This is a genomic window from Microcoleus sp. Pol14D4 (assembly GCF_036701245.1).
GTDB lineage: Bacteria > Cyanobacteriota > Cyanobacteriia > Cyanobacteriales > Microcoleaceae > Microcoleus.
Window position 1 is genome coordinate 1 of sequence record NZ_JAUBQM010000044.1, and the last position, 26,125, is coordinate 26,125.

Here is a 26,125-nt window from a genome sequence, read left to right on the forward strand (position 1 = left end):
TGCCAACTCCAGCCTCGGGCCCAACAGCAGCCAGTTAGTCACGGGATTGGGCGGCAGCGACCCCGACGGGTCGATCGTCTCTTACACCATCAACACCCTGCCCCCAGCAGACCAAGCCGTCCTGTTTTTAGGAGACCCAGCCAACGGCGGCGTACCGGTGACAGCAGGCCAAGTCCTGACGCCAGAACAGTTACAGCAACTATTTTTCTTCACAACGGGCAACTTTACAGGAACCAATTTCACTTATAGCGCCAGAGACAACAGCGGTGCTATCAGTCCACCCGCTACCGCTAGTGTGAATGGACTGATAGTGCCAACTCCCACACCAACTCCCACACCAACTCCCACACCAACTCCCACACCAACTCCCACAACTCCAACTCCCACACCAACTCCCACAACTCCAACTCCCACACCAACTCCCACAACTCCAACTCCCACACCAACTGACAACCAACCACCAGTTGCCAACAATGCCAACTCCAGACTCGGGCCCAACAGCAGCCAGTTAGTCACGGGATTGGGCGGCAGCGACCCCGACGGGTCGATCGTCTCTTACACCATCAACACCCTGCCTCCAGCAGACCAAGCCGTGCTGTTTTTAGGAGATCCAGCCAACGGCGGTGTACCGGTGACAGCAGGTCAAGTCCTGACGCCAGAACAGTTGCAGCAACTATTTTTCCAAACAACTGGCAACTTTACAGGAGCCAATTTCACCTACAGCGCCACAGACAACAGCGGCGCATCCAGTCCTGCAGCCGCTACGGTGGCGGCCATACTTCCAACTGACAACCAACCACCAGTTGCCAACAATGCCAACTCCAACCTCGGACCCAACAGCAGCCAGTTAGTCACCGGATTGGGAGGCAGCGACCCCGACGGGTCGATCGTCTCTTACACCATCAACACCCTGCCCTCACCAGACCAAGCCGTGCTGTTTTTAGGAGACCCAGCCAACGGCGGTGTACCGGTGACAGCAGGTCAAGTTCTGACGCCAGAACAGTTGCAGCAACTATTTTTCCAAACAACTGGCAACTTTACAGGAGCCAATTTCACCTACAGCGCCACAGACAACAGTGGCGCCTCCAGTCCCGCTGTCGCTACTGTTGTCGCTATCTTGCGGCCGGTGGCGCCAAGCCCCACACCAACGCCGGCATCGCCGATCATCTCAAATCCGATCGGGGAACCAGATACCGACTGTTTGTGTCAGCCCATTATTGAAAAACCGGGAATTACCTTTGCGCCCCCGCAGCAACCACCCGCAGTTGGATTTGTCCGGCCTATTTCACAATTTTCAGAGGGAAAAACCACCAAAGGAACCGACGGCGATGACTTCATCGTAGACACCAAAGGCAACCAAAAAATTGTCGGTTTTGAAGGCAACGACCTGCTTTTAGGTGAAGATGGCGCGGACGAAATTTACGGCAACGAAGACAATGACAGGATTTTTGGTGGCATTGACACCGATATTGTTTACGGAGACGAGGGCAACGATATCGTATTCGCAGGCAAACAGAATGACTGGATTGCCGGGGACTTAGGCTCTGACAACCTATTTGGAGATCGAGGTGCGGATACGATTCTCGGAGACACCGGGCAGAACAACTCCCAGAGTCCTGACGATGCTCGCGATTTGATTTTTGGAGGCGAGGGTGCAGACATCATTAACGGCAACGAGGGCGACGATACCATCCATAGCGGCAAAGGTGACGATATTGCCCTTGGAGGTAAAGAAAATGACCTGATTTGGGGCGAACTCGGCTCCGATACGTTGTTTGGGGGCATCGGCTCCGACAGCTTGTTTGGGGGCATCCGCGATCGAAGAGCCAGCGACTCCCAGGGACGCGACTTGCTGTACGGAGGCTTCGGTAACGACTTCCTCAACGGTCAACAAGCCAACGATACGCTGGTTGCAGGCAAAGATAACGATCGCGCTTACGGAGGTAAAGGCAATGACATCATCTACGGTCAATTAGGCTCCGATACCCTCTACGGCGGCGAAGGAGCCGATACTCTGCTCGGCGACAGTGGCAGTTCCCAGTCAATCGGGGATATCGGGGAACAAGACTTCCTGTTTGGTGGCAGTGGCAACGACATCATCGGTGGCGGCCACGGTAATGATACCGTGCAAGCAGGTAAAGGCAATGATTGTGTTTGGGGTGGCAAAGATAATGACCTGATTTGGGGCGAACTCGGCTCTGATACCCTTGTCGGCGACAGCGGCGACGACACCATGTACGGCGGTGCTCGCAGTCGAGCTAAAGATGTTGGCGGCGAGGACTTGCTCTTTGGTGGCATCGGTGCTGATGTGCTGTTCGGCGATGAAGCTGAAGATACCATCAGTGGCGGTCAAGACAACGACTTGATTTACGGCGGCAAAGCTAACGACCTCATACAGGGAGATCGGGGCGACGACTTGATTTACGGCGGTGACGGCAGCGATGAACTCTGCGGTGGCGAGGGCAGCGATACCATCTATGGCGATCGTGCTGATAACCGGGGTGTCTCGGTGGGGGCAAACGACCAGCAAGACTGCATCAACGGCGGTGATGGCGATGACTTGCTTTACGGCAACGAAGGTCAAGATACTATCAACGGAGATGCTGGCAGCGATACCCTAATTGGGGGTAAAGATAACGACCTGCTCAATGGGGGCGCTGGAGATGACTGGCTGTTTGGCGACTTGGGCGACGATACTTTAATTGGAGGTGTTGGGAGCGATCGATTTTTGTTGAATGGTGAGGGCGGCACTGATACTGTGATTAACTTCGAGGTAGGCGTCGATAAGTTTGTTTTGACCGACGGGCTGAGTTTCCAGCAGTTGCAATTTAGCGCCACTCCGAACGGTACGTTGCTGCAAGTAGCAGGCACCGATCGGGTTTTAGCGAATCTGGTTGGGGTTCAGGGGGCGATCGGCTCATCGGATTTCCTACCAAATCTCTCTGAGTTCTAGAATTGGTGGCGAAAGTCTCCTGTTTTGACAAACAAAACGCCACAGCAGATCAGAACTTCTGTGGCGTTCCTCACAAGACTCAATCTGGGTTAGAAACTGTGTAGCACTCTGCCCTTGACATCGCTATTACAGTTGCCTTTTGTCCCTTTCTAAAATGCTAAAAAATTAAGGTGTATTCAAGCCGGATTTGGTATAATATCAAATTTGTTAGCCTCGGAATTATTGATAAGTCTATTATCTTTAGCGGCGTCAATCCCTTGTCATGTGCGGTTGGATAAATTATCTTTTTTCAACCGCAGATGAGGGCAGATAAACACAGATTAACGCAGATAAATTAGATAAATTTCTGTTGCACTCTCTATGATTATTGACGAGCTTTTACTGCAGACAAGGCTACCGGAGTCGATCTAACTTTGTATGGGGTTTTTCAGGTGTTCCCAGGTACACAAAGGTTAGTAGCTCAAGTGTTTACTACCAAATAATTTTAGTGTGTTGTGCGATCGCGCTTAAGAGCAAACTAAAATTCATCACTAATTCCTCATACCCATTCCATTGATTCACAATTCGGAAGTCAAAGATACACGGATAGCTAGTTTTTCCTTTTTCCTGCTTCGTCCCAATTCCCCACGATCAATTCCAATACTTACTTTAAGATAGCGAAATCTGCTTGCGTAAAAACAGGCGGCGCGGCTGGCCGAACAGCCAACCAGTCCAATTCCAATCCACCTGTTGCAAGCGATAGCCGGCCTGATAGTACAACTGTCGCGCCGCGTGATTATTTTCCAGAACGTGGAGGTAAATCTCAGAAAATCCCCATTCTCTGGCTGTCTCCTCGCAGTTGCTGAGCAATTGTTGAGCAACCCCCTGCCGCCGATAGTCGGGGTGAACGGCTAAATTCGACAAATAAGGATAGTCAGAATTAGGGATTTGCCAAGGAAAGCGAGAACGCAGAGCCATTTCTACTGTTCCTGCCATGCGCTGAGCTCGGTGCGATCGATAATTCTGCGTTCCCTCGTCGCGCGAGACTAGCTCAGCAACCAGACAAATGTAATGTTCGGCCTTAGAACGCAGTCGATTTTTTAAATCTTCGTAAATGCCCAAACGTAACACTGGATACACCCATTCTACAAACCCCTCGCGGGAGTGAAAGCTCATGGCTAAAATATCAGCTAGCTGCGTTAAGTCGTTGGGCGCAGCCACCCGGATCGAAAAACCAGAAAGTCCGGGAGTTTGTTGTTGGTGAGATGGTGAGGAAAAAAATGAAGGATTCACAATGCCAGGCCACTATATTAATTTTTTTACGCTGGTTTCTAAGCTACCCTCTTAGAAAATTTACTGATGTTATACTGAATCTTATAACGTAACTTATAGGCATAGTTTATTATCCAGATTAAATTACATTTTTTTGTGTTTGACTTTAAGTAGTATTTGAGGTAAATGGAAAATTTTGAGCCTTTAATACTCTAGTTCTGAAAGAATCAAACTCATCCGATAATACTAGATTTGTGGATCAGCTATTTGGGCTTTAACTTGAAGCTTAATCTCTCGCTTTGGACCGGCAGCACAAGAGTTTCAGTAAACAGTAGCTTACAAATTAAATTCGCGACAGCTTAGGGGGCAAGGTATTAAAAACAATCACAAAGGTTTTAAGGTCAGGTTCTCGGAATCCTACCGCTCTCTGCTTACGGAAATACCCGATCGAATATAATTTATCCGTCAAGCGGTAGTTGAAAAACTCAACGACTTATCAGACTAACACCGGGCGCGCTGGCGTGTCGGATGTTACCCGCCGCCCCCCTGCCTGGCACCCCAGCTTTCAGCAGTTCTGGGCAATCCATCGCCCGTCCTCGATCGAACCGGCTTTACCTGTTGAGCTAGGGGGTACTTTTCCTACCTCCTAATTTAAATTTGGATGCCTGAAAACAGTCTGCAGGGGTTTTCCCCGTCGGTTCGATACTCTGCTGCGCGCGAGCGAGACCTTCAAAACCTCGATCGAGCTGATTGACCCCGCCCAAAAACCGATGATATACGCCACCGACACTGGTCGTGGAGAGATCAAAATTTTAGACCCTAGTTCAAGCTCCGCGATTCATCTGTGGAGTAAATCTAAAATCTAAAATCTAAAATCGACTGATAGGTTTCCACAGAGTACATCCCTAGCTAAGATTAACAGATGGATGCTCGCTCTTGCGGTGTTTCGCCACAGTAATTGGCTTGGGCGTTGGTCTGCAGGAGGCAGAAAAAATTCCGAGATCGGGGAAAAAAGTGCAAGTCTAACTAAAATGGTACAGCAATTGCGTCACTCCCACAGACACCTCTGTGGTCTGTGGGCCACCCCGAAATATCAGTCAGGGGATCGACGCCGGATTGTGGTCGGTATCATTGGCTGACTGTTAAAGTTGCTGTTACTTGTGGGAAAAAACACAGGCGAAGATGTTGGTTGTCTATTGTATCTTGCTGCGGGCAGCTTTCACATACCAAATAAAATAGTCCCAGGAGCCAGGCTCAAACATAAATTTGGCAAATCAACTCACAATCAGGACGGTTATTCCTATGTATTCTGAGATATCCAGACGGCAGTTAAAATGCCCAGATTTGTGTTTGCTCTCCTGCTGCATAAAGATAACGGGTGAAAGAAAATTATCGGGAGACGAGTTTATGTGAATATCATTAAATAATAAAATTGGGGTGCACGACAGATAACTGTGGCTCAGAAGAATTCCGAATTGAAAACCCAGACATCAAAAATCAAGGTTGATGCTTGCCTCGCATACTCACAACAACTTCATGTCCACGAATTATTGTGATACCATTTTCCAAAAATAATGGCACTCTAGGCAAAATACCAACCCTTATGTCATCAGTCAATCGCAATCGAAAATCGAAAATCGAAAATCGAAAATGGTATGACTTCAGCAATTTAAATCGGCGAATTCTTCCTTTAATCAGACTTATTAAATCGAACAGCCCTGGGGCACAGGAGAACGGTGCATGAATTCCCAAGAAAATCCTAAGCTAAAAATTCTGATCGTCGATGACGAACCGGATAACCTCGACTTGCTTTACCGCACCTTCCATCGAGACTACAAAGTGCTCAGAGCCGAATCTGGTCCCGCTGCTCTCGAAATTTTGGCAAAAGAGGGAGAAGTTGCGGTGATCATCTCCGACCAGCGAATGCCAAAAATGAGCGGTACGGAGTTTCTCAGCCTGACGGCGGCTCAGTACCCCGACGTGATCCGAATTATTTTAACTGGCTATACGGATGTTGAAGATTTAGTTGAAGCTATTAACGCTGGCAAAGTATTCAAATACGTTACCAAGCCTTGGGATGCTCAAGAGCTGATAAATCTTGTCAGTCAAGCTGTTGAGACTCACAATCTTCTGAAAACGCGCACCAATGAACTGCGCCGTGCTTTGAGCCAAGAATCGCTGCTTTATGCCGTTACCAATACTATCCGATCGGCTCCCAATTACCAGCAAATGCTGCAAAGAATTGTGGAAACTGTCGGGCAGATGTTTGAGGTGAGTTGCTGTCTGCTGCGGCCGTTCCAAGACGGCCGGGTGGCTGATGAGTGGTTCGTTTACCAGAAAGCCGGAACTAAAGGTTTGGGGGGCGATGAGGAAGTCACGCCCGGAGATGCTTGTGCAGCAGAACTCTCCCCAGATTTGCTGCCGGATTTGGTTTGGGAAACTCTGGATGTGGAGGTGATTCAAGATGCCCAAACTGACGATCGAGTTTTAAACTGGGATAATCAGCAACGACAGCAGGCTTACGAAGCTGCGAATATTCGATCGAGCTTGATCGTACCGCTGTTTTACAAAATGGAACTGATGGCAGTCTTGGCGCTGCACCAGTTCGAGCAACCGCGCCACTGGCAAGACCACGAGGTACAGTTGGTAATTACGGTGGCAGACCAAGCGGCTTTGGCGCTTTCTCAAGCCCGGGCTTACGAACGGGTGCGGGCGCTGGCCAAGCGCGAGGCATTAGTCAATACTATTACTACGGCAATTCGATCGAGTCTCGATCCCCAAAATATTTTTGCAGCGATTACTCAACAACTCGGCCAAGCTTTGCAAGTTGACGGCTGCGCCCTATCTCTGTGGACAGAAGATGATGAATACGTCCAATGCGTGGGGCTATACGACACGCATAGGGATACCGTTGCTGTAGAACCGGGTTTTATTGACAATCCAGAGGTAGTTGCCAACCCTCTGGGCTACGACACGGCTTCGGGTGATGCTGCTGATAACACTCGCGCCTGGGTTTTTGCCCATCCTTCTTTGCCACAGTCTTTGGTGCCGATTCGGGGCAATCCGGTGTTATTGCAAGTTATGGTATCAAAAGAACCGGTGGCGATCGAAGATCTCCACGAACACCCCGAATTAAATGTTACAGAACTGCAAGTTCGATCGCCAGCCCGCGCCCTGTTAGTCGTTCCCTTACTCTCAGAAGGCAAAATCATCGGCAGCATTTCCCTGCGCCAAAATCACAGCATCCGCCGCTGGAACATCTCAGACATTGACCTGGCTCAAATAGTCGCAACTCAAGCTGCTCTAGCCGTGCAGCAGTCGCGCCTCTACCAGACTACCAGACAGCAGGCAGAACGGCTTCTGGAAGCCGATCGGCTCAAAACCGAATTTTTCCAAAATATCTCCCACGAGTTCCGCACGCCTCTAACTCTAACTATCGGCCCTCTAGAATCAGCTTGCAGGCGCCAAGAAGACTTGCCCTACGAACAAGCCGTAATCGCTTTGCGCAATTCCCGCCGCCTCCTGCGCTTGGTAAATCAACTGCTGGACTTGCAGCGGCTCGATGCCGGACGGATGCAGCCGAGTTTCCGCCCCTGCGATTTAGTCGGTTTCTGTTACTCTACCGCAGAGTCGTTCCGCGCCTACTGCGAGAAAAAAGGACTGCACTTAATTACCCAACTGCAAGAATGTCCTTTACTTTATTTGGACTTGGAAAGATTTGACAAAGTTATTTACAACCTGCTGTCAAATGCTGTCAAATTTACCCCAGAAGGTGGAACTATCACTCTCAAAGTTGAATCTGCCGGCGCTCACTGCTTGTTGCAAGTAAAAGACACGGGTATCGGCATTCGCACGGAACAAATTCCCTATTTATTCGAGCGGTTTCATCAAGCCGAAGGTTCAGCTAGCCGTTCCTACGAAGGCAGCGGCTTAGGTTTGGCACTTGTAAAAGAATTAGTCGAACTCCACGGCGGTCAAATCTCAGTTGAGTCAGTTTACGGTGAAGGTACTACTTTTACCGTTTGGCTGCACTTCGGTTCGACTCACTTGCCCCCGGAACAGGTACTAGAAATACCTGCGGAGTTTCACTCATCCAAAGCTGCGGTGGAACTGGCAGATGTTGAGGCGGATTTATCGGAAAATGAGGTTGAAAATTATAACTTTGAGGCGCTCCAATCGCTCAGATCGGAAACAGCAGTGGGAACGGTTTTGGTGGTTGACGACAATCCGGATTTGCGCTTTTATGTATCGGCAATTCTCCGAGATTCCGGCTTTGCAGTTTTGCTGGCGCGCAACGGAGAAGAAGGATTTGCCGTGGCTAAAAAACGTCACCCTAATTTAATTATAACTGATTTGATGATGCCTTTGATTTCGGGATTGGATTTGATTAAGATGATTCGAGAGGATGAGGAATTGCAGGGAACTCCGGCAATTTTGCTGACTGCTAAAGCCGATGAAGATACTCGAATTGAAGGAGTAGAAAGGGGTGCGGATGCTTATTTGTCCAAGCCTTTTAACGATCGAGAATTGTTGGCAGAAGTGCGGAATTTGATCGCCCTCAAACAAAACGAGCGCCGAGTGCAGCAGTTGAACAGTTATTTAACTGAATCGGTGCTGCGCCGATTTTTGCCGCCGTCGATGGTGAAGGCCGCAGCCGCTGGAGATTTGGCGCTGGATTTGCGCCCCGAACCGCGATTGATTACTATTTTGTTTAGCGATATTGTCGGTTTTACTGAAATGGCAAATACCCTGCGATCGCGCCGGGTAGCTGAGCTTTTGAATGAATATTTGGCAGCAATGACTAAGGCTATTTTTGACAGTGGCGGTACGGTGGACAAGTTTGTTGGAGATGCGGTAATGGCTTTCTTTGGCGCGCCGGAGGAACTAACGCCTAACGAGCAAGTACGCCGCGCTATAGCTGCTGCTGGGCAAATGCTGCGAGCTCTCAAGGAGCTTAACCAGGGCTGGTTGGAGCAGGGAATTGTTGGGGAAAATGGGATGCCTCCGGTGCGGTTTCGCTGCGGAATTCACCAGGGTACTGCGGTGGTGGGGATGTTTGGCGGCCCCGACCGATCGGATTATACTGCGATCGGGCCGAGCGTAAATATTGCCGCCCGCTTGCAAGAGGTGGCGCAACCCAACACGGTGCTAATTTCGGCGGCGGTTGCAGACTATGTTGAGGAAAATCGCATTGTTAAATATAAGCCTTTGAAACTAAAGGGAATCGATGAAACTGTATTGACTTTTTTACTAAATTGTGATTAGTCATTAGTTGTTTGTTAAGTATTATATGTTGATATCCCACACACAATCTCGGAAACAACCTATTCGTAAATACAGCATATTTCAACTGAGTGAACTACATTCACGCCACCCGCCCCAAGGCGGTTTCATATCGATTCCGGTTGCACCGGAATCGATATCAATTGTTTAATTTTTAATCTAAAATTTACAATCGGCTCACCAAAGTTCAAGATTCCAAATGGCGGCTGGGGAGTAAAATCTAAAATCTAAAATCTAAAATCTAAAATCTAAAATTGACTGACCTTCGTTGCTTCCATCTATCAAAAGAGGGAAATTTTTTAACCGTTCGTTGACGGATAACCTCTCTCTAGAGAACGGTTCAGCCGATCGCTCCGATCGAGTAGAAATAGAATGTCATATCTGATTGTGTATTGTATGAAACTGAATTCTTTTACGAAACGGCTTTCGACTGTGGCGCGCTGGATGGCAACAACTGCGCTTTGCGTGTCAGCGATGGCCTTCGTGTGGTCTGGTGCGTTCTTCTCCAACACCGCAGCAATGGCATATCCTGCTGTAAACTCGATCGCAGCAGCAGATGCGGGCGATGCGGTTCAAGAAAAAGCCAGCAAAGATGCTGGACGAGCCAAGAACTTCATCCGAGATACAGAAGAGAAGGTTAAGGAAACTGCCAAAACAAATGCTGCTAAAGTCGATCGAGCATCGGAGGATGGTAGTGTCGTAGAGCGCAAAGCTAAGAAAGATGCGGCCACAATTGAGAAAAGAGCATCGGAAGATTCAGCTCGGACTCAGGAAGCAGTAGATAATACCAAGAATGCTGTAGAGCGCGCTGTTGACAGCATCAAGGATGTTTTTAGCAATTAGACCATCAATAAGTAGGTAAGTGCAAAGCCCTTGTCTACTTAAGTAAGCGGGCATGAATAAACTGATGTGAGGGGGCGGGTTTTGACCTGAAAGAAGTCGGATAGCAAGAGTTACTTGTACTCACCCGCCCACCATATCTTATGGTTATGTCGCTCTTGTCTGCTTACTTGAAACTGCAAAATTGATGTAGGTCAAGCAAAATCTCTAGAGGGTTTGTAGAACATACCCCAAACTATTCTTTAAAATTGCCGCAAAAAGCGCAAGTCGCTAGCATAAACCCGGCGAATGTCGTCGATTTCATAAAGTACCATTGCGAACCGCTCGACACCAAAACCGGCCGCAAACCCAGTATATTTTTCTGGATCTAAACCGACTCCTTTAAGAACATTCGGATCGACAGTTCCGCAGCCCAAAACTTCCAGCCATTTGCCGTTCCACTGCAAATCAACTTCGGCAGAAGGTTCGGTAAAGGGAAAGTAACTCGTGCGGAAACGGATCGGCAAATCTTGCCCGAACATTTGCCGCAAAAACTCTTTAATTGTGCCTTTCAAGTCAGTAAATGTCAGACCTTCATCAATTGCTAAAAGTTCAATTTGGTGGAAGACTGCTGCGTGAGTAGCATCGACAGTATCGCGGCGGTAAACGCGGCCGGGAGAGACAATCCGAATCGGTGGTTTGTGCTGTTCCATGTAGCGAATTTGCACCGATGATGTCTGAGTCCGCAGCAAGTCGCCGCCTGGTAGGTAAAACGTATCTTGCATATCCCGCGCTGGGTGGTCGGGCGGGGTGTTGAGCGCCTCAAAGTTGTAATAATCTGTTTCCATTTCCGGGCCGTTGGCGACGGTGTAGCCGAGGCCGACAAAGATATCGAGAGCGCGGTCTATGACGGCGTTTAAGGGGTGAACGCGGCCTTGGGGGCGAAAAATCCCCGGCATGGTGACATCGATGGTTTCTGAGGCTAATTTGGCTTGAATTTGGGCGGTTTGGAGGGCGGCGCGCTTGTCCTCTAAATCGGCTTGCAGGGCTTCTTTGACTGTATTGGCGATCGCACCTACTTTGGGCCGCTGGTCTGGCGACAGTTTGCCCATCATCCCTAAAATTTGAGAGAGTTGGCCTTTTTTGCCGAGGTAGCCGACGCGCAACTGTTCGAGTTGTTCGAGGGTATTGGCAGTGGCGATCGCACTTTTGGACTCTTGACCGAGAATTTCTAGTTGAGTTTCAATGTCGCTTAGCTGGACAGTCATTTTGATTTTAGATTTTAGATTTTAGATTTTAGATTGATGGCAGTTTTGGGCCAAGTTGAGTTTAGCGCAATTTGGGTTCGACAGCTTGTTGATTTTAGATTTTAGATTTTAGATTGATGGCAGTTTTGATCCAAGTTGAGTTTAGCGCAATTTGGGCTCGACAGCTTGTTGATTTTAGATTTTAGATTTTAGATTTTAGATTTTAGATTGATGGCAGTTTTGGGCCAAGTTGAGTTTAGCGCAATTTGGGTTCGACAGCTTGTTGATTTTAGATTTTAGATTTTAGATTTTAGATTGATGGCAGTTACGGATAATTTGTAATAGGTAATTGGATGTTAGAGCGATCTGCCTAGTTGAATCTAGTTTAAGATTGTTATAAGGCCTATAAAAATTTCAATGAAACTTTTAATTAGCAACGACGACGGCATCTTTGCACAAGGCATCCGCAGCCTCGCCAACGCTCTCGCCGCCGCAGGTCACGACGTGAGCGTTGTTTGTCCCGACAGAGAGCGGTCCGCTACCGGCCACGGCCTTACCTTGCACCAACCCATCCGCGCCGAAATTGTCGAATCTATTTTTGATCCAGCAGTCCAAGCTTGGGCCTGTTCGGGAACTCCCGCCGACTGCGTGAAACTTGCTTTGTGGGCTTTACTTGACAAACCGCCGGATTTTGTGCTTTCCGGCATCAACCACGGGCCCAATTTAGGCACGGATATCATCTGTTCGGGCACGGTTTCGGCCGCAATGGAAGGAATTATGGAAGGCATTCCCAGCATTGCTTTCAGCCTCGCGAGCTATACTTCCCAGGAATTTGGCCCGGCGGTGGATTTCGCTGTCACCTTGCTGTCGCAGTTGGAAAAACAGCCACTGCCCAAACCGGTGCTGTTGAATGTCAACATACCAGCAGTCACGCAAGCAGAAATTACCGGAGTTGCGATCGCCCGTCAAGGCATTCGCCGCTATTTCGACATATTTCAAAAGCGCACAGATCCGCGCGGCAAAACTTATTATTGGCTGGCTGGGGAATTGTTAGAAGATGTAGAAGAAATCGCTGATTCGGCGGTGCCGCATGATATTCCTACAGACGTACAAGCTATTCGCGACAACAGAATAACCGTAACTCCCTTGCAATATAATCTCACCTGTGCTTCAGACTTGCACTCGTTGGGGGGTTGGCATTTTGAAGGTTTTCCCAAGCAGTGAGCTCCGATCGACCCGATCGGAGCGGTAAACTAGGAATTAAGGAAAAGTGCCTCTCAAGGTCTATACCTTAAGCGTTAACACAGGCTACCAATTACTTGTTAGTTTTTTTTAATCAAGAAAAACAGTTATGAACGCTCCCACCTATAACACTCATTCTGTCACTTGCCCGATCTGCAACCGTTCTAGCGTCGTAGGCCCAGTCGGGATGGTCAGTGGACTATTCACTTGTCCCCACTGCCATTCTCATATGGTAATTAGCTGGAGCGGTCATTTTGTGCGCGATCCTTTTAGTCTCAAACAACTGACGGTGGGAAAAATGCTCAGGCGCGAGAGCAGACCGTTAGCTCGCCTTCAGCGGGACTTTGGGCTGGGCAAGCCTTTTCCGCTGATTGCAATTTTGGGCAGTGTGGTCTTTTTCGGGTGTGCGCTCGCCGCTACGGAACAATCGTTACCCCGACAGAATTCACTTCAAGGATTTTTAGAGTGGGTGAGCGGAATTGGTAATTCCCAAGATGTCTCACGTTAACATTTCTTAAAAGAGATTGTGACAGATACTGCGTGCAAATATCTATTCCTTTAGGTAGAAATCACACTATTTTAGCAATTGCATCCATCTTGAGCTACGGGTAAGCACTTAGACGCCGTGTCTTTCATCCTATGTCCAAAAATCTCAAAACCCCCAGCGAGGCAGGGGTTTTAACCCCTGCCTCAAAGATCGAGTCTGGTGGGCTTAAGTATCACAAGGGTGTTTGAGGTTAAGTTGACACAGATTGCATCGCTCAATTTAGAAACTCAGCAATTTTTCTAACTGCTGTTTCCAAAATTGCTGGCGACTCGACTAAGGCAAATCGCACGTAGCCTTCTCCTGATTTTCCGAAACCGGCACCGGGGGAAGCTGCGACTCCTGTACTCTGTACTAGCTGAGTGCAAAATTTTACGGAATCTTGGGCCCAAGGTTCCGGCAGTTTCGCCCAGACGTACATGGTGGCGGGGGGTACGGGTACTTGCCAGCCGATGCCCTGTAGCGCGTTTACAAAGGCATCCCGCCGTTTTCTGAAGGTTTCTACGCTGGTTCTGACGGTATCTTGGGGGCCGGTTAATGCGGAGATCGCTCCGTTCAAAATCCCTCGGTATTGGTTGAAGTCCACTGCGGCTTTTACCTGGCGCAGCGCTGCAATTAGTTCGGAATTGCCGATCGCATATCCGACTCGAAAACCTCCCATACTGTAGGATTTGGATAGTGTAAAAAACTCGATCGCCACACTCTTATCTCGATCGGCCTGAAAAATTGACGGTGCCATCAATTTTCGATATTCTTCCTCGTTACCAGACTCTGCCTCTATGAGAGAATTGCGATCGTCAAACACCAAATCCACATAAGGGAAATCGTGAACTAAAACAAGTTGATGTTCTCGACAAAAAGCCACAGCTTTCTCAAAAAAAGCAACCGGGGCGATCGCAGTTGTAGGATTGTGAGGATAGCTCAAAACCATCATCTTCGACTGAGCCAGCACTGCTGTCGGAATATCTTCAAATATCGGCAAAAACGCATTTTCTGCTAATATCGGCATCGGATAAATTTGACCGCCGGCCAAATGCACGCCGCCCGCGTGGGAAGGATAGCCCGGATCGAGCAGCAAAGCAAAATCTCCCGGATTGAGTACAGCTAAAGGCATATGCGCCGTGCCTTCTTGGGAGCCAATTAACGGCAGCACTTCTGTTTCTGGATTGACTGCAATCCCAAATTTTTGCTCGTACCAAATAGCTGCTGCTTCCCGAAAATCTCTTGTGCCGTTAAATAGCAAATAGCCGTGGGTGCTGGTGTCTGACAGAGAATGTGCGATCGCATCTGTAATGTGAGCAGCCGCCGGCAAATCCGAAGAACCCAGAGACAAGTCAATCACATTTTGCCCCGCTGCTCTAGCTTGAGCTTTTGCCCGATCCATATCGGCAAATACATTAAATTTCAGTGGCTCTAAACGTTTAGCAAATTGCATATTTTTTGTAGCTTTTTGGAAGTTTAAGGAATATTTTTATATTAATAAATTATTATTATTTATTTTGTTCTTGCATTCTTATTTGATTGGTGATTTTTTTTAACCACAGAGAGCGCAGAGGGCGCAGAGTCAGAGAGGAATATCGAGGAGAAAATAGAGAGATTTAAAAAAAATGCGATTGCTATAATTGTGACTTGGGAGTTGGAAACTCCCGAATCATTTCCAAACTTTATAAGTGGGCGTCGAGCAAACTGACCAAAGTTTGTTTAGTAATAGCTCCTTCGTGAGAAAGCACTACTTCGGCATTTTTAAACAGCCTGAGAGCTGGGACTCCTTCTACTTTATACTGCTTGACAGTATTAGGATTGGGGTCAATTTCCATTTTAACCACTTTCAGCCGATCGCTGTAGTTGGCCGCCACCCAGTCTACCGAAGGCGCGATCAGTTTGCAAGGCCCGCACCAACTAGCCCAAAAATAGGCAAGCACTGGTTGCTCTGCTTTCAGGACTTCTGTTTCAAATTTTTCGTCGTTAATGACAATTACACTGTTGCTCATGGTTCTGCGATTATTTTTTCTATTTATTTCTAAAGCACCGGCGGGCGTGAAACTTGCACCAACTTAGAAGACAGGCCCAAAAAACTGTTACTAATTTTAAAACATTCTGCGAATTATTGAGTGCAAACTCAGGACTGGGGACTGATGGCTAATTCTGTATGGCGTTTAATTCCACTGTTGTCGGCGTCTGGTAGCGTGCAGATGGCGATCGACCAATGGCTGCTGGAACAGCATCTAGCGGGCAAAAATCCGCCAACTCTGCGATTTTACACTTGGCAACCGGCGGCGATTTCCTTGGGCTACCACCAGCGCAGGTGGCCGGAGTTTTGGCAGCAGTTGTCTTGGCAGGGAATGCCTGTGGAGTTGGTGAGGAGGCCCAGCGGCGGGCGCGCAGTGTTGCATCAAGGGGATTTAACTTATGCAGTTGTGGCGTCGGGATTTGGAAGCAGCCGTATCAAAGCTTATCAGACTATTTGCGAGTTTTTGATTGAGGGTTGGAGGGCGATGGGTTTGGATTTGCAATACGGGGAAGCTGGAAGGGGTTACATCCACAATCCGAATTGTTTTGGTACTGCGACTGGTGCGGATTTAATTACACTTGATGGCTGCAAGTTAATTGGTAGCGCCCAATTGCGACGGGGTGATGCTATTTTGCAGCACGGTTCGATGCGTTTGCAGCCAGATGTTAAATTGTTTTCTCAAGTGTTTGGGGAGGAATTAATTCCTGTGAAATTACCTCTATTTTCAGATGGGAATGATTTGATTGCAACTGTAATTGATGTTTTGAGTGCAGCCGCTTGTCGCTGTTTTGAAATTGATTTGGAAGTGCAGCCGCTTTCGGATCTGGAATGGCAGGATATAGCAGATATTGAAGGAAGATGGAAGAAGGAAAATATATTAGATACTAGATACCTAACTTCTTGAAGAAGTCGGGTATCTCGCTAAAATCGCCAATCTAAAATCGGAAAACTCATCTATGGCTGCTGCTCAATTTCAACTATCGGCTCTTTGGCAATCTCGCCCAATGTCACTGAATCCAGCAAGCTTTCCCAATCAGCAGCTAATTCTGCATCGTTAGGATTAGCGCGACGAGCGGCAGCTAAAGTGCTGAGGGCATCTTGCCAAATCCCATTCTGAGCGTAAATAACGGTTTTCTGGCGCGGATCTGCCTTCTCTAATTGACTGCGGATATCTGCACTCAGTTCAACTCGACGCACAATACCTGTTTCCGACACATCTGCAGATCTGTCTTCAGTCTCACAAATCAATGCCACAGACCAACGGTAATTTTTCCCTGCTTCCAATGGCGACACATTTTGATTGGCGGGCATACTAACGCCGATGACTCCTGATGAATTGTTAATTTTGAGGGTTGTTTGATAAATCTGTTTTCCGTTTTCATCTTGGAGGACAAACTCGGCTAGTGGCGCGTCTGTTTGAGGTAAGTAGAAAAAGAATAGAGGATATTCTGAAACAGTGCGTCCGATTTTATTTGGTGGTACTAAGGCTGTTAGCTTTATCTTACCCTTGACGCATTGACTTGCTCGGCGCGTCGGTCCCGGTGAACTTCTCGGTGGCCCTGGATTGCTCGGTGTCAGAGGATCTTCAGTAGGCTGAATGAAGCGCGGCCCTCCCGATCGAGTGGGTGGCCCGCCATCTACGTTGTTTGGAGTCGGCTGTCCCACAACTGCTAATTGGGAAGCATTAAGTGTTGCTATCAATACTATTGAGGCAACAGATGTCAGATTGATGAGAAACTTAGTAGTTTTTTTCATATGAAATCTATGATTTTTTAGGGATAGATTCTCTCTTTTTCTTTGTTTTTCCTTCCCAAAATCCGGTAGACATTAACTTTTTGCTCCCTGCCTTTTAAAAGCAAAGCTCCCCAAGATTCTACCTCAAATTTGTCTGCCAGATGCAGCAAGGTTTCTTCTGCAATCAATATCCGGCAAGTGTCCTCTTGCCGATCTTTTTCGCAGCTTTCGAGCCGAGAGGCAATATTTACGCTGTCGCCGATCACTCCATATTCTAAACGGGTTGCGCCTCCCAGACTACCCACCATAACAGGCCCTGTAAAGATGCCTACTCGCATTTTTACGGCCGGTAAACCGCGATCGCTCCAATTTTGATTCATTTGTGGCAAGCAGGAACTGATGGCTAAAGCGCAAGATACGGCGAGGCGAGCATCTTCCGCAATTTCTTCTGGAGTGGTGCGCGGAATGGGTACGCCAAATACTGCCAGCATTCCATCTCCGGTAAATTTATTAATCACGCCTTGATGTACTTGGACTTCTTGCGCCATTGCTGATAAATACTCATTTAACCAACTCATTACCACTTCTGGCGGTAGTTTTTCGGAGATTGTACTAAAACCCTGCAAGTCGGTGAGGATGATGGTAGCAGTAACTTTTTGCCCTGGCAATAACCCTGATTCGAGCAGATGGACGCGCTCTTTCCACAGGGCATTTGCGATCGCGGGTGAAGTTTGTTGTCCTAATAATTTCATCACAATCCCTTCCTGTTGCCTCGACTGCTCGTACTTATAGGTGACTGCAACTGCTGCGGTGATTAAAAGTGCCAGAGCAGGGGGAATTAGAGGAATCCACCCCTGTTGGATGAATAGGAAAAAGGTGAATCCGAATAATGAGCCGCAAGCTGCGATCGCACTTCCCATCAAACTCAGCGATTTTTCTAGCCGCCAAGCTAAACAGCCGCCTACTGCGCCCCAAACAGCGACCCAGACAATTTCTTGCCATTCGTCCCAATACCAAAATAGCCCTTTGCCGTCTAAAACTGCACTCAGAATTTGGCTGGTAGCTGTTGCGTGAATTAATACCCCAGGCATCGGCTGGTTTCCGCTTGCAGTAGCGCTGTAAGGGGTGAAATATAAATCGTTGACACTTATGGCTGTAACGCCTATTAGGACTATTTTACCCTTCACCAATTTAGGATCGACTTTTTGCTCCAAAACTTGAGTTAGTGTCACTGTTTTTGCTATATTTTCAGCAGAGCGGTAATTGAGTAAGACTTGATAGCCTCGGGCATTAATGTTTTGATAACCTCCTGAGTTAGAGCGCAATTTGGAAAATACTGTTTTATCAGCCTGAATTTCTTGTTTTTCTGTCAATTTAGAAGCTATTTTTTGGCTATCCAAATAGGCAAAAGCTAGCCGCATTGAAAATGAAGTATGTGTCGTTTTACCATCGCCAGCAAACATCAAATTTCGACGCACTTTACCATCAGGATCGAGGACTAAATCGTTAATTCCTATCCGTTCTTTTGGTATGTTGGGAGGTGGCGGAGCTCGATCGTACTCTGAGTTGCCGATGAAGGTAATGGGAAATACTTTGGGGTTTTTCAGTTGAGTTGCTAATTCTGCATTCCCCGGTTCGTAGGGAGTCGCGCGAATTATATCTATGCCAATAGCTGTGGGTTCAAGACGCGCTATTTGGGCGATCGCTTTTGCTAAAGTGCGATCTGAAATTGGCCATTTTTTAATAGTATTAATGTCCCGATCTGTGATTGTTACTACCAGCAACCTAGGGTCAGCACCTGGATCGGGGCGCAACTGCACCATGAGGTCGAAAGCATTTAATTCTAGTGGCTGCAACCCGCCTAAATGCCGCACTCCTAATAGAGTTCCCGTCACGACAATCCAGATAATAGCAAGAGGTTGCAAGTCAGGGAAGGGGAAGGAATGAGTTAAGTTTTTCCAACTCCAGCCTCTATCCTTCAACTGACGATGAAATTGATGAAAAAATTTGGGCATATTGATAATTATTTTTTCAACTCTCCTTGAAAAAATGCACCCCATCTTAAATTGCCAAATTTTTAATTTTCCTGTGCGGTTTTGGCGATCGCACTTAACTGCAATCCCTGCGGATAACTGTTTTCTTCTTTGCTGCGCTGGATGTCGGCCATTGAAATCTGGGGTTTGAGGTATTTTGCCAAAACTTTAACCACGTCGCCCCGATCGATCGTCCCCGCTACTGAACCAATCGGCGAGAGGACGATGATTCGGGGGAGTTGACGCGCTTCCATGCTGTTAATTACTTCTGCGATGGATGCTTTTTCGGAAACTGTGGGGGTTTTTCCCAGGGGTTTCAAAATGTTGTGCAAAGTCTGAACTTGCCATTGACTGCGTTCTGTGAAGCGGATATCGTCGATCGACACTAAGCCCAGATCCCGGCCGTTGGTCGCAGCAATGTAAAATGGAAACGGATTGACTTCTAACAAATATCGATCGGCAAATTCTCGCAGAGTCAAATCTGCATCTACAACTCGAAACTCGCGACTCATCGCATCGCTGGCTTTAATTTTGAGCAGGGCTTCTTGCAGCGAAGTAACTTGGCTATAAGCAGTGGCATTGCGAATGCCAAACCAGCCGATCAGCGCAATCCACAAGCCGCCGTACTCGCGCGCTAAAAAGCATAAACTCAGACCCAAAGCAACAGCCAGCCAACCTAAAACTTGTCCTGTTTTTGCCGCCCAGCGAACGCCGGTAAATCGAGAGCCGGTGATTTTCCAAATTGCTGCTTTTAAAACTTGTCCTCCATCCAAAGGCAGACCGGGAATTAAGTTAAATAATCCCAAAACGAGATTGATTAGTGCTACCCTTTCGGTGACAATTGCTAGCAAACTTTTCGGGGGAAGAACTTGAGAACCCAAACCGAGGATTACAAACAGCGCAAAGCTGACTAGAGGGCCGGCAATTGCTACTTGAAAAGCTTGACCGGGAGTTTTTGATTCCGAGTCGATCGAAGCTACCCCGCCAAATAAGAATAAGGTAATAGAATTAACTTTAATGCCTTGCGATATCGCCGCCAAGCTGTGTCCGAGTTCGTGCAACAGCACGGAAGCAAACAGTAGCAGAGCTATTGCTAACCCCGCACTCCAGGAGAGCGCAGGCCCCCACACGCGGTAACTGCTGGCGTATTCGCGGGTTGCTAAGGCTAAAATTATAAACCACGAATAATCTATAAGTAGGGGGATGCCAAATAAAGAGCCGATTCGCCAACCTGTCTGCATGAAGTTTCCTGGGAAAGGAGAGCAAGAAAGAGTTTCTATTATATCTTTTCTACCCCTTGCCTTTGCCTTTCCCTGATTTATTACAGAACTCCAGCGTTACCCAAGCCCAAGATTACTCCGGCTCCGAGCAAGTGACCGAAGCTGGCTGTTGCCAGCAATTCTGGTACGCCGAAGCCTTTGAACATTCCAGGGAGTGCAACGGGTAAAGCTGGGCCCTTGCCTCGGTTTTGCTTGGAGATGCCGTAGTAGCCGATCGTAATCGCCAGCAAATTACATAAAATCATTGTCAGTCCTACCAGTGGCGACCACTCGGGTGTTGAGGGAGCGGTAGATTGTACGGCTAACAGCAAAGATGAGGTGATCATGTTCTTATCTCCTGATTTCACAGATAAATTGATTTCCAAGATTATAAAAAGCGGTTTGCATTAAACTAAGATTTGTTTTAATAGTTAACAATTCGTTGATATTTTGATACAACTGCGGAACCGAGGAGGAAGAGTGCGGGTTAAAATTTGCGGAATCACTAAATTAGACCAAGGAATTGCGATCGCCCGTTTGGGAGCCCAGGCTTTAGGGTTTATCTGTGTGCCGGCTTCCCCCCGCTATGTCAGCCCAGAAACAATTCGCCTGATTGTCGAGCAGTTGCCGGAAAATGTCGATCGCATCGGCGTTTTTGCCAACACCACAATAGAAAATATCTGTCAAGTAGCGGCAGAGTCAAATTTAAGCGGGGTGCAGTTACACGGAGATGAAACAGCGGAATATTGCGATCGACTGCGGGAGTTTTTGCCGGGAATTGAAATTATCAAAGCCCTGAGAATTAAGACTCCTGAAACTCTAGAGACGGCGACTATTTATGCTGTTCGTGTCGATACTTTACTGCTGGATGCTTACCATCCACAGCAATTGGGCGGTACTGGTAAAACGATCGACTGGATGATGTTATCAGAGTTTAGACCGCAGTGTCCTTGGCTGTTGGCGGGCGGTTTAACACCCGATAATATTTTAAATGCAATTGATAGGGCGAGCGGCAATAACTTCAGCGGTGTTGACCTTTCTAGCGGCGTAGAAATAGCGCCGGGAGATAAAGATTTGACCAAAGTTGCTCAGTTGTTTGCTAATTTAAGTCAACTTGCTCATCATTGATAAATTGGCAATACCAAGTTCGCGCTTTTTATCGGATTTATTCTTTAGTCTGCTTGGGCGAAGCCTGCCGCAGACTAGGCAGACTTCGTTTGTATAGTAGCGGTTTCAACCGCAGTTTATTTCCTTTATTGTTTTATCGGCGGATCTCAAAAGTGCGCTCGCCCTCCGGGTCTTCGTATTCCAAAACCAACTCACTAACCGTAGCACCGGTGGGGCCGCGGCGGCACCAACTAATCATTCCTTCCACAGCTTGTTTGGAGCCTTCAAAGACAGCCTCGACGCGCCCATCGGGGAGATTTCTTACCCAGCCGCCCAGGCCGAAATACTTTGCTTGATTCCTCGTTGAATATCGGTATCCTACTCCTTGGACTAATCCGGAAACAAAAACGCGGACTCTGACGGGCGGCAATGATTGGTTTTGCATAATAAACGGCTCAACTTACTACTAACATCTGTTTGAAAATTTTAAGGATCAGTTTGATTATGTTAAATTTTAGTGCGATTCCCTTCGGGATAGCTCCGCTTCACGCGCTGCCGGGATTTTTGATACGCCGCGTTACCCTGGCTTTTTCAACTATTCCCGATTTCACTGATTGGCTGGTTGCAGCTATGCTCGCGCTGGTTTACACTTCAATCGCTCTTTCCGTCGGTTTTTGGTCGGGATTTCTAAAAGTAGACGTGCAAACCTCTCGGCGTACAATTGTGGGAGTGCTCATTGGCTGTTTGTTAAGTCCGGGCATCACCGAGGAATTATTGTTCCGGGTGTTAATGCTGCCACACCCGTTCGAGAAGGCTTCTGGCTTAATGCTGTGGTTTTGGGGATGCGCCAGTTTGGCGACTTTTGTAGTTTACCACCCGCTGAACGCGCTGACTTTTTATCCGGTTGGTCGATCGACCTTTATGAATCCAGTATTTTTGCTGCTGGCGGCAATTTTGGGAGTTGCGTGCTCTATCGCATACCTGCAAAGCGGTTCTATCTGGCCTGCGGTGGCAGTTCACTGGCTGGCAGTGACAGCCTGGCTGTTGCTACTGGGCGGTTACAGGAGGCTGTATGGTTAAATGTAAAAAGTCCAGCATCACTATTTTGTCGGGAGGATCTCAGTTGTGGGTATCATAGGAGCGATCGTAGGTTTTTTGGCAGGGGTAGCAGTTGCTTACTGGTTAGTGGAAAAGCGCTTAAAGAAGCAAAAGCAAGAATACTTGCAGCAAACTCGCAGAATTAGTGAGGAAATAGAATTAGCTCAGATGTCTCGGGTGCAACAAGCTGTCGAATCTCAGCAAGGAGAACGGGAAAATCAGCTTAGAAAAGCGACTGTCGAACACGAAAATTTACTCAGACAAGTTACTACGCAATACGAAAATCAGCTCCAACAAGTTGCGGCTCAATACGAAAATCAGCTCCAACAAGTTCGGGCAGAACGCGACAGTCAGCTCCAACAAGTTTTGGCAGAACGCGACAGTCAGCTCCAACCACTTACCAGCGTAGATGAACACGAGCTGCGGCGACAAATCAGCGAGGAAATAGAAGCCGCTAACAATGCTAGGATGCAGCAAAATATCCAATCTTTGCAAGCAGAACACGAACATCATTTACTCAGAGTTGCTGACGAATTGCATCTAAATTATCAAGCTCAGATGGAGCAACATTTGCAAAGCTTGCAAAATGAACACGAAATTCGCTTGAGGCAAATTGCCGAGGAATATGAGAACCGCGAGGTTGAGATGCAGTTAAATATGGAGGCTTTGCAAGAGCAATACGAGAGTCAGTTGCAAGCGGCTCACGAGCAGTTGAGAGAGCACGAAGCTCAGATGCAAGCTACTATCAGGTCTTTGCAAGAGCAGTACGAGAGTAATGTACAACCACAAGAAGTCCCGGAAGAGGAATTCAGTCAGTTAAATTCAACAGAATTTCGCGAAAATTTACCACAACAAGAAGTTTGGCAGGAACAGTCAAGTGAGTTAAATCAAACAGAAGTTGAAGAAGAGTTAAATTACACAGATTTTTCGGAACCACAACCAATTGATTTACATCAACCAGAAGTCGAACAACAGCTTCCAATTACCAGACAAGCACCAAGCTATTCCCTACCGCAGTTGATGGGATGTGTTCAAAGTCAGGACAAAGAAACCCGCAAGTTTGCAGCGTCTGCTTTAGGTAAAATGGCTGCTGCTAATGCTCTGAGAGCCGAAGGTCAGCGAGCAATAGAAACCTTGGGAAAGTTAGCTCAAGATCTTCACCCGGAGGTGCGTGAAGCTGCTGTGGAAGCACTAGCAATGATTAAGTCGGAAAAAGTGATTCCGCTGCTACAAAAAGCTTTGCGAGATATAGATAGCGGTGTGGCTAAATCGGCAAGTGCTGCGCTCAATAAGTTTAAGTTTTATCCGCGCACTCCGGCGGCTAAGCCGAAAACTGTTGATGTGAAGAAACCAAAGCGTTAAGCATTTACGAGCCTAAATAAATATAGCAATTGTCAATTGCCTACAACACAGTAGGGATACAACATTGTTGTGTCCTTACCGAGGTGCTGTATTTCACTCAATTTCGATCGACAACTCGCCCAATCCTTAGCAGCAATTACCGACACCCCGCCAGCCGAGGCCGGTAGATTTGATGATACCCTGCCAACGGCTTTGGCGGCAATTGAGTCGCGCAAAATCTGTTTAAGATTGCGGTTTAACCGATCTGTTGTACTACTGTTAAAATCGTTGTTTTGTACCGAGTATAAATTTGAGATCGCCAGAGTCGCTAACACCCACATCTAAGCGAATTAATCCAAAGCGCGATCGCACCCTCACACCCACGCCAACACCTGCCCCCGTCCCCGGTTTGTCCCTGACTACCGCCGGTTTTCCGAGTACGCTATCTCCCGTTCCCAAATCCGACGCAAAATCAACAAATATTACGCCGCCCACATCCTGACCCACAGGAAACCGATATTCACCGGAAGCCAAAAAATAACTCCGGCCGCTGCCAATATCCCCGCCATCGTAACCCCGCACAGAATTGCGACCGCCGAGGCGAAAAGCTTCCGTTGGTGGCAAATCCCCGATTACCGTCCCCGCTTGCAAGTTAAAAGCCAGCATTTCGGGCAAGGCTTCGGACTCGCTGATGCCCAACAAACTTACTGGCACATACTGTATATAATTCGCTAACAGCCTGTTACTCACAATGTTTCCTCGCCCCAGAGGTATTGACTGCTCGGTGCTGAGGCTGAGAATCGAGCCTCGGATTGGGCTGAAGGGATTGTCCCGCCGATCGAGCACCGCACCAAAAGAAACAGTGTATAACTCGTCAACGCCGCTGCCGCTGAATGAGAGAGGATTGCCGAGTTCGTCGCGGCGGGCGATATTTAAGTTGCGATCGCGCGTACTGATATTTGTATAATTCAGTCCCAAAGTCGATTGCCAATCGCCCAAAGGTCTGGTCAACCTGAGATTTCCCCCAATCCGAATTTCCCGAACTCGGTTCCCGTTGGTCAAATCAATATCTTTGTTGAAAATTTCCGATATTCTGCGATCGCCAAAAGCTCTCACACTGTATCCCAAACGGTCTTCGGCGGCAACGTAAGGGCTGACAAACTCGACATCGTACTGGATACCTCGGAGGCTGGGTTCAAGTTCCACCGCCAGCCGCTGGGGGTTGGTGCCGAAAGTTCGATCGGTATAGGAAAGAGGAACAGCAACGCCAACGTCATCACTAAGACTGGCACTCACGCTAAAAGAGCGAGCCGATCGCTCTTGAACGTTGTAGATTACATTAACATCCGTGCCAACTTCTTCAATCGAAACCGTCACTTTGTCAAACAACCCCAATTGCTGCAACTGCTGTAAATCCGATCGTACAACTTCCCGGCTGTAGTTATCCCCCGCCTTGAGTTTGAGCTCACCTCGGATAAAATCTTCCGAAATTCTGCCCTCAATTGGATTCCCTTTTTTATCAACAGCTTCACCTCTGGAATTGACAAAGCGAATTTTCACCTCTGCAACGTAAACGCCCTCAGCATTGCCCGCTTGACTGATTTGTAGAGTACCGCCTAGCTGTCGGGCGTTGCTGTTTACTGCTTCGGGGGTTTCGGCTTGTGCCGCCAGCGTCGCCGGAGTTTTTAACAGAGATGTAAAATCTTTATTGTGGCTGGACTTGAGTGAGGGCGATTCCCTAGGGGATAGCTGCGCTGCGCGTACTTCTGGAGAAGTTACGATCTCATCGGATGCCGGCAAATCCTGCACAGTTGGGTTCACCTCATCCGATTGGTGACTATTTAAGACTGGAACCGATAACAAATGTCGCTTGTCCTCGAGTCTAGATCCCCCTAAATCCCCGTTAATAAGGGGGACTTTGAGCATATTTCTTGTCCCCCGCTTATTAAGGGGGGTTAGGGGGGATCTAGACTTCGCTACAAACAACAGAGACGGTCGGTTTGACGTTAAGTTGTCACCAATGACCTCATTCTCCTCTCTCTGCGCCCTCTGCGCCTCTGCGGTTCCCTCTCTCAACTCCGCCTCAGTCGGTGCGGCACTCGGATCGATCGCCCGCGCTGCCAATTCACCGCCACCCAGCGCCGCCAAAGTCAAAAATGCAATAATCGAAATTCGCATAAAAATAAAATTCAAGCACACCCAA

General features: G+C 47.8%; 18 protein-coding genes and 1 pseudogene. 9 read left to right on the forward strand and 10 right to left on the reverse strand.

Features of this window, described 5'->3' with window-relative positions:
• Positions 1-2,953: pseudogene (locus QUA33_RS16575) on the forward strand (DUF4347 domain-containing protein); the annotation flags it as partial.
• A 648-nt stretch (positions 2,954-3,601) separates the two neighbouring features.
• Here QUA33_RS16575 and QUA33_RS16580 read toward each other — a convergent pair.
• On the reverse strand, positions 3,602-4,225 hold the full coding sequence (locus QUA33_RS16580; RefSeq protein ID WP_333069860.1) for a GNAT family N-acetyltransferase: 624 nt from the start codon (positions 4,223-4,225) through the stop codon (positions 3,602-3,604).
• 1,719 nt (positions 4,226-5,944) lie between these two features.
• Between QUA33_RS16580 and QUA33_RS16585 the strand changes: the two genes are divergently transcribed.
• Together QUA33_RS16585 and QUA33_RS16590 are read left to right on the forward strand one after the other, a co-directional pair.
• Positions 5,945-9,469, forward strand: a complete 3,525-nt coding sequence (locus QUA33_RS16585; protein ID WP_333149591.1) for a response regulator — start codon at positions 5,945-5,947, stop codon at positions 9,467-9,469.
• 414 nt (positions 9,470-9,883) lie between these two features.
• A complete protein-coding gene (locus QUA33_RS16590; RefSeq protein ID WP_333149592.1) occupies positions 9,884-10,330 on the forward strand; it encodes a hypothetical protein in 447 nt (148 codons plus the stop codon).
• A gap of 239 nt (positions 10,331-10,569) precedes the next feature.
• Here QUA33_RS16590 and pheS read toward each other — a convergent pair whose 3' ends face one another.
• Positions 10,570-11,574, reverse strand: coding sequence for a phenylalanine--tRNA ligase subunit alpha (pheS, locus tag QUA33_RS16595; RefSeq protein WP_333076865.1), 1,005 nt, complete (start codon positions 11,572-11,574; stop codon positions 10,570-10,572).
• A gap of 396 nt (positions 11,575-11,970) precedes the next feature.
• Here pheS and surE point away from each other — a divergent pair, with 396 nt between their 5' ends.
• Together surE and QUA33_RS16605 are read left to right on the forward strand one after the other, a co-directional pair.
• Positions 11,971-12,777: a 5'/3'-nucleotidase SurE gene (surE, locus tag QUA33_RS16600; RefSeq protein ID WP_333149593.1), complete on the forward strand. Its 807-nt coding sequence runs from the start codon at positions 11,971-11,973 to the stop codon at positions 12,775-12,777.
• Positions 12,778-12,904: 127 nt separating this feature from the next.
• A complete protein-coding gene (locus tag QUA33_RS16605; RefSeq protein ID WP_333149594.1) occupies positions 12,905-13,303 on the forward strand; it encodes a hypothetical protein in 399 nt (132 codons plus the stop codon).
• Positions 13,304-13,556: 253 nt separating this feature from the next.
• Here QUA33_RS16605 and QUA33_RS16610 read toward each other — a convergent pair whose 3' ends face one another.
• Complete coding sequence (locus tag QUA33_RS16610; protein WP_333149595.1) at positions 13,557-14,774, reverse strand: LL-diaminopimelate aminotransferase; 1,218 nt, start codon at positions 14,772-14,774, stop codon at positions 13,557-13,559.
• A gap of 229 nt (positions 14,775-15,003) precedes the next feature.
• Entirely contained in the window at positions 15,004-15,330 is a 327-nt protein-coding gene (locus tag QUA33_RS16615) for a thioredoxin domain-containing protein (RefSeq protein WP_333149597.1), read from the reverse strand.
• 144 nt (positions 15,331-15,474) lie between these two features.
• Here QUA33_RS16615 and QUA33_RS16620 point away from each other — a divergent pair, with 144 nt between their 5' ends.
• Positions 15,475-16,254, forward strand: a complete 780-nt coding sequence (locus tag QUA33_RS16620) for a biotin/lipoate A/B protein ligase family protein (RefSeq protein ID WP_333149599.1) — start codon at positions 15,475-15,477, stop codon at positions 16,252-16,254.
• 50 nt (positions 16,255-16,304) lie between these two features.
• On the opposite strand, the gene QUA33_RS16625 is transcribed toward QUA33_RS16620, so the two are convergent.
• The 4 genes from QUA33_RS16625 to psaK all read right to left on the reverse strand — a co-directional run bounded on the left by QUA33_RS16625 (position 16,305) and on the right by psaK (position 20,723).
• Positions 16,305-17,105: a DUF928 domain-containing protein gene (locus tag QUA33_RS16625; protein WP_333149601.1), complete on the reverse strand. Its 801-nt coding sequence runs from the start codon at positions 17,103-17,105 to the stop codon at positions 16,305-16,307.
• 17 nt (positions 17,106-17,122) lie between these two features.
• Complete coding sequence (locus QUA33_RS16630; RefSeq protein ID WP_333149603.1) at positions 17,123-19,099, reverse strand: adenylate/guanylate cyclase domain-containing protein; 1,977 nt, start codon at positions 19,097-19,099, stop codon at positions 17,123-17,125.
• A 62-nt stretch (positions 19,100-19,161) separates the two neighbouring features.
• A complete protein-coding gene (locus QUA33_RS16635) occupies positions 19,162-20,358 on the reverse strand; it encodes a site-2 protease family protein (protein ID WP_333149604.1) in 1,197 nt (398 codons plus the stop codon).
• An 80-nt stretch (positions 20,359-20,438) separates the two neighbouring features.
• The gene (gene psaK / locus QUA33_RS16640) at positions 20,439-20,723 is read right to left on the reverse strand and encodes a photosystem I reaction center subunit PsaK (protein WP_333040629.1); all 285 of its coding nucleotides are present in this window, start codon (positions 20,721-20,723) and stop codon (positions 20,439-20,441) included.
• A 133-nt stretch (positions 20,724-20,856) separates the two neighbouring features.
• Here psaK and QUA33_RS16645 point away from each other — a divergent pair, with 133 nt between their 5' ends.
• Complete coding sequence (locus QUA33_RS16645) at positions 20,857-21,504, forward strand: phosphoribosylanthranilate isomerase (RefSeq protein ID WP_333149606.1); 648 nt, start codon at positions 20,857-20,859, stop codon at positions 21,502-21,504.
• A gap of 133 nt (positions 21,505-21,637) precedes the next feature.
• Here the strand turns inward: QUA33_RS16645 and QUA33_RS16650 are convergent, their stop codons facing one another.
• The gene (locus tag QUA33_RS16650; RefSeq protein ID WP_333059409.1) at positions 21,638-21,928 is read right to left on the reverse strand and encodes an acylphosphatase; all 291 of its coding nucleotides are present in this window, start codon (positions 21,926-21,928) and stop codon (positions 21,638-21,640) included.
• Positions 21,929-21,987: 59 nt separating this feature from the next.
• Between QUA33_RS16650 and QUA33_RS16655 the strand changes: the two genes are divergently transcribed.
• Together QUA33_RS16655 and QUA33_RS16660 are read left to right on the forward strand one after the other, a co-directional pair.
• A complete protein-coding gene (locus QUA33_RS16655) occupies positions 21,988-22,563 on the forward strand; it encodes a CPBP family glutamic-type intramembrane protease (protein ID WP_333149608.1) in 576 nt (191 codons plus the stop codon).
• Positions 22,564-22,608: 45 nt separating this feature from the next.
• Complete coding sequence (locus QUA33_RS16660) at positions 22,609-23,943, forward strand: HEAT repeat domain-containing protein (RefSeq protein ID WP_333149610.1); 1,335 nt, start codon at positions 22,609-22,611, stop codon at positions 23,941-23,943.
• A gap of 258 nt (positions 23,944-24,201) precedes the next feature.
• Here QUA33_RS16660 and QUA33_RS16665 read toward each other — a convergent pair whose 3' ends face one another.
• Positions 24,202-26,100: a BamA/TamA family outer membrane protein gene (locus tag QUA33_RS16665; RefSeq protein ID WP_333149611.1), complete on the reverse strand. Its 1,899-nt coding sequence runs from the start codon at positions 26,098-26,100 to the stop codon at positions 24,202-24,204.
• Positions 26,101-26,125 lie beyond the last annotated feature (25 nt).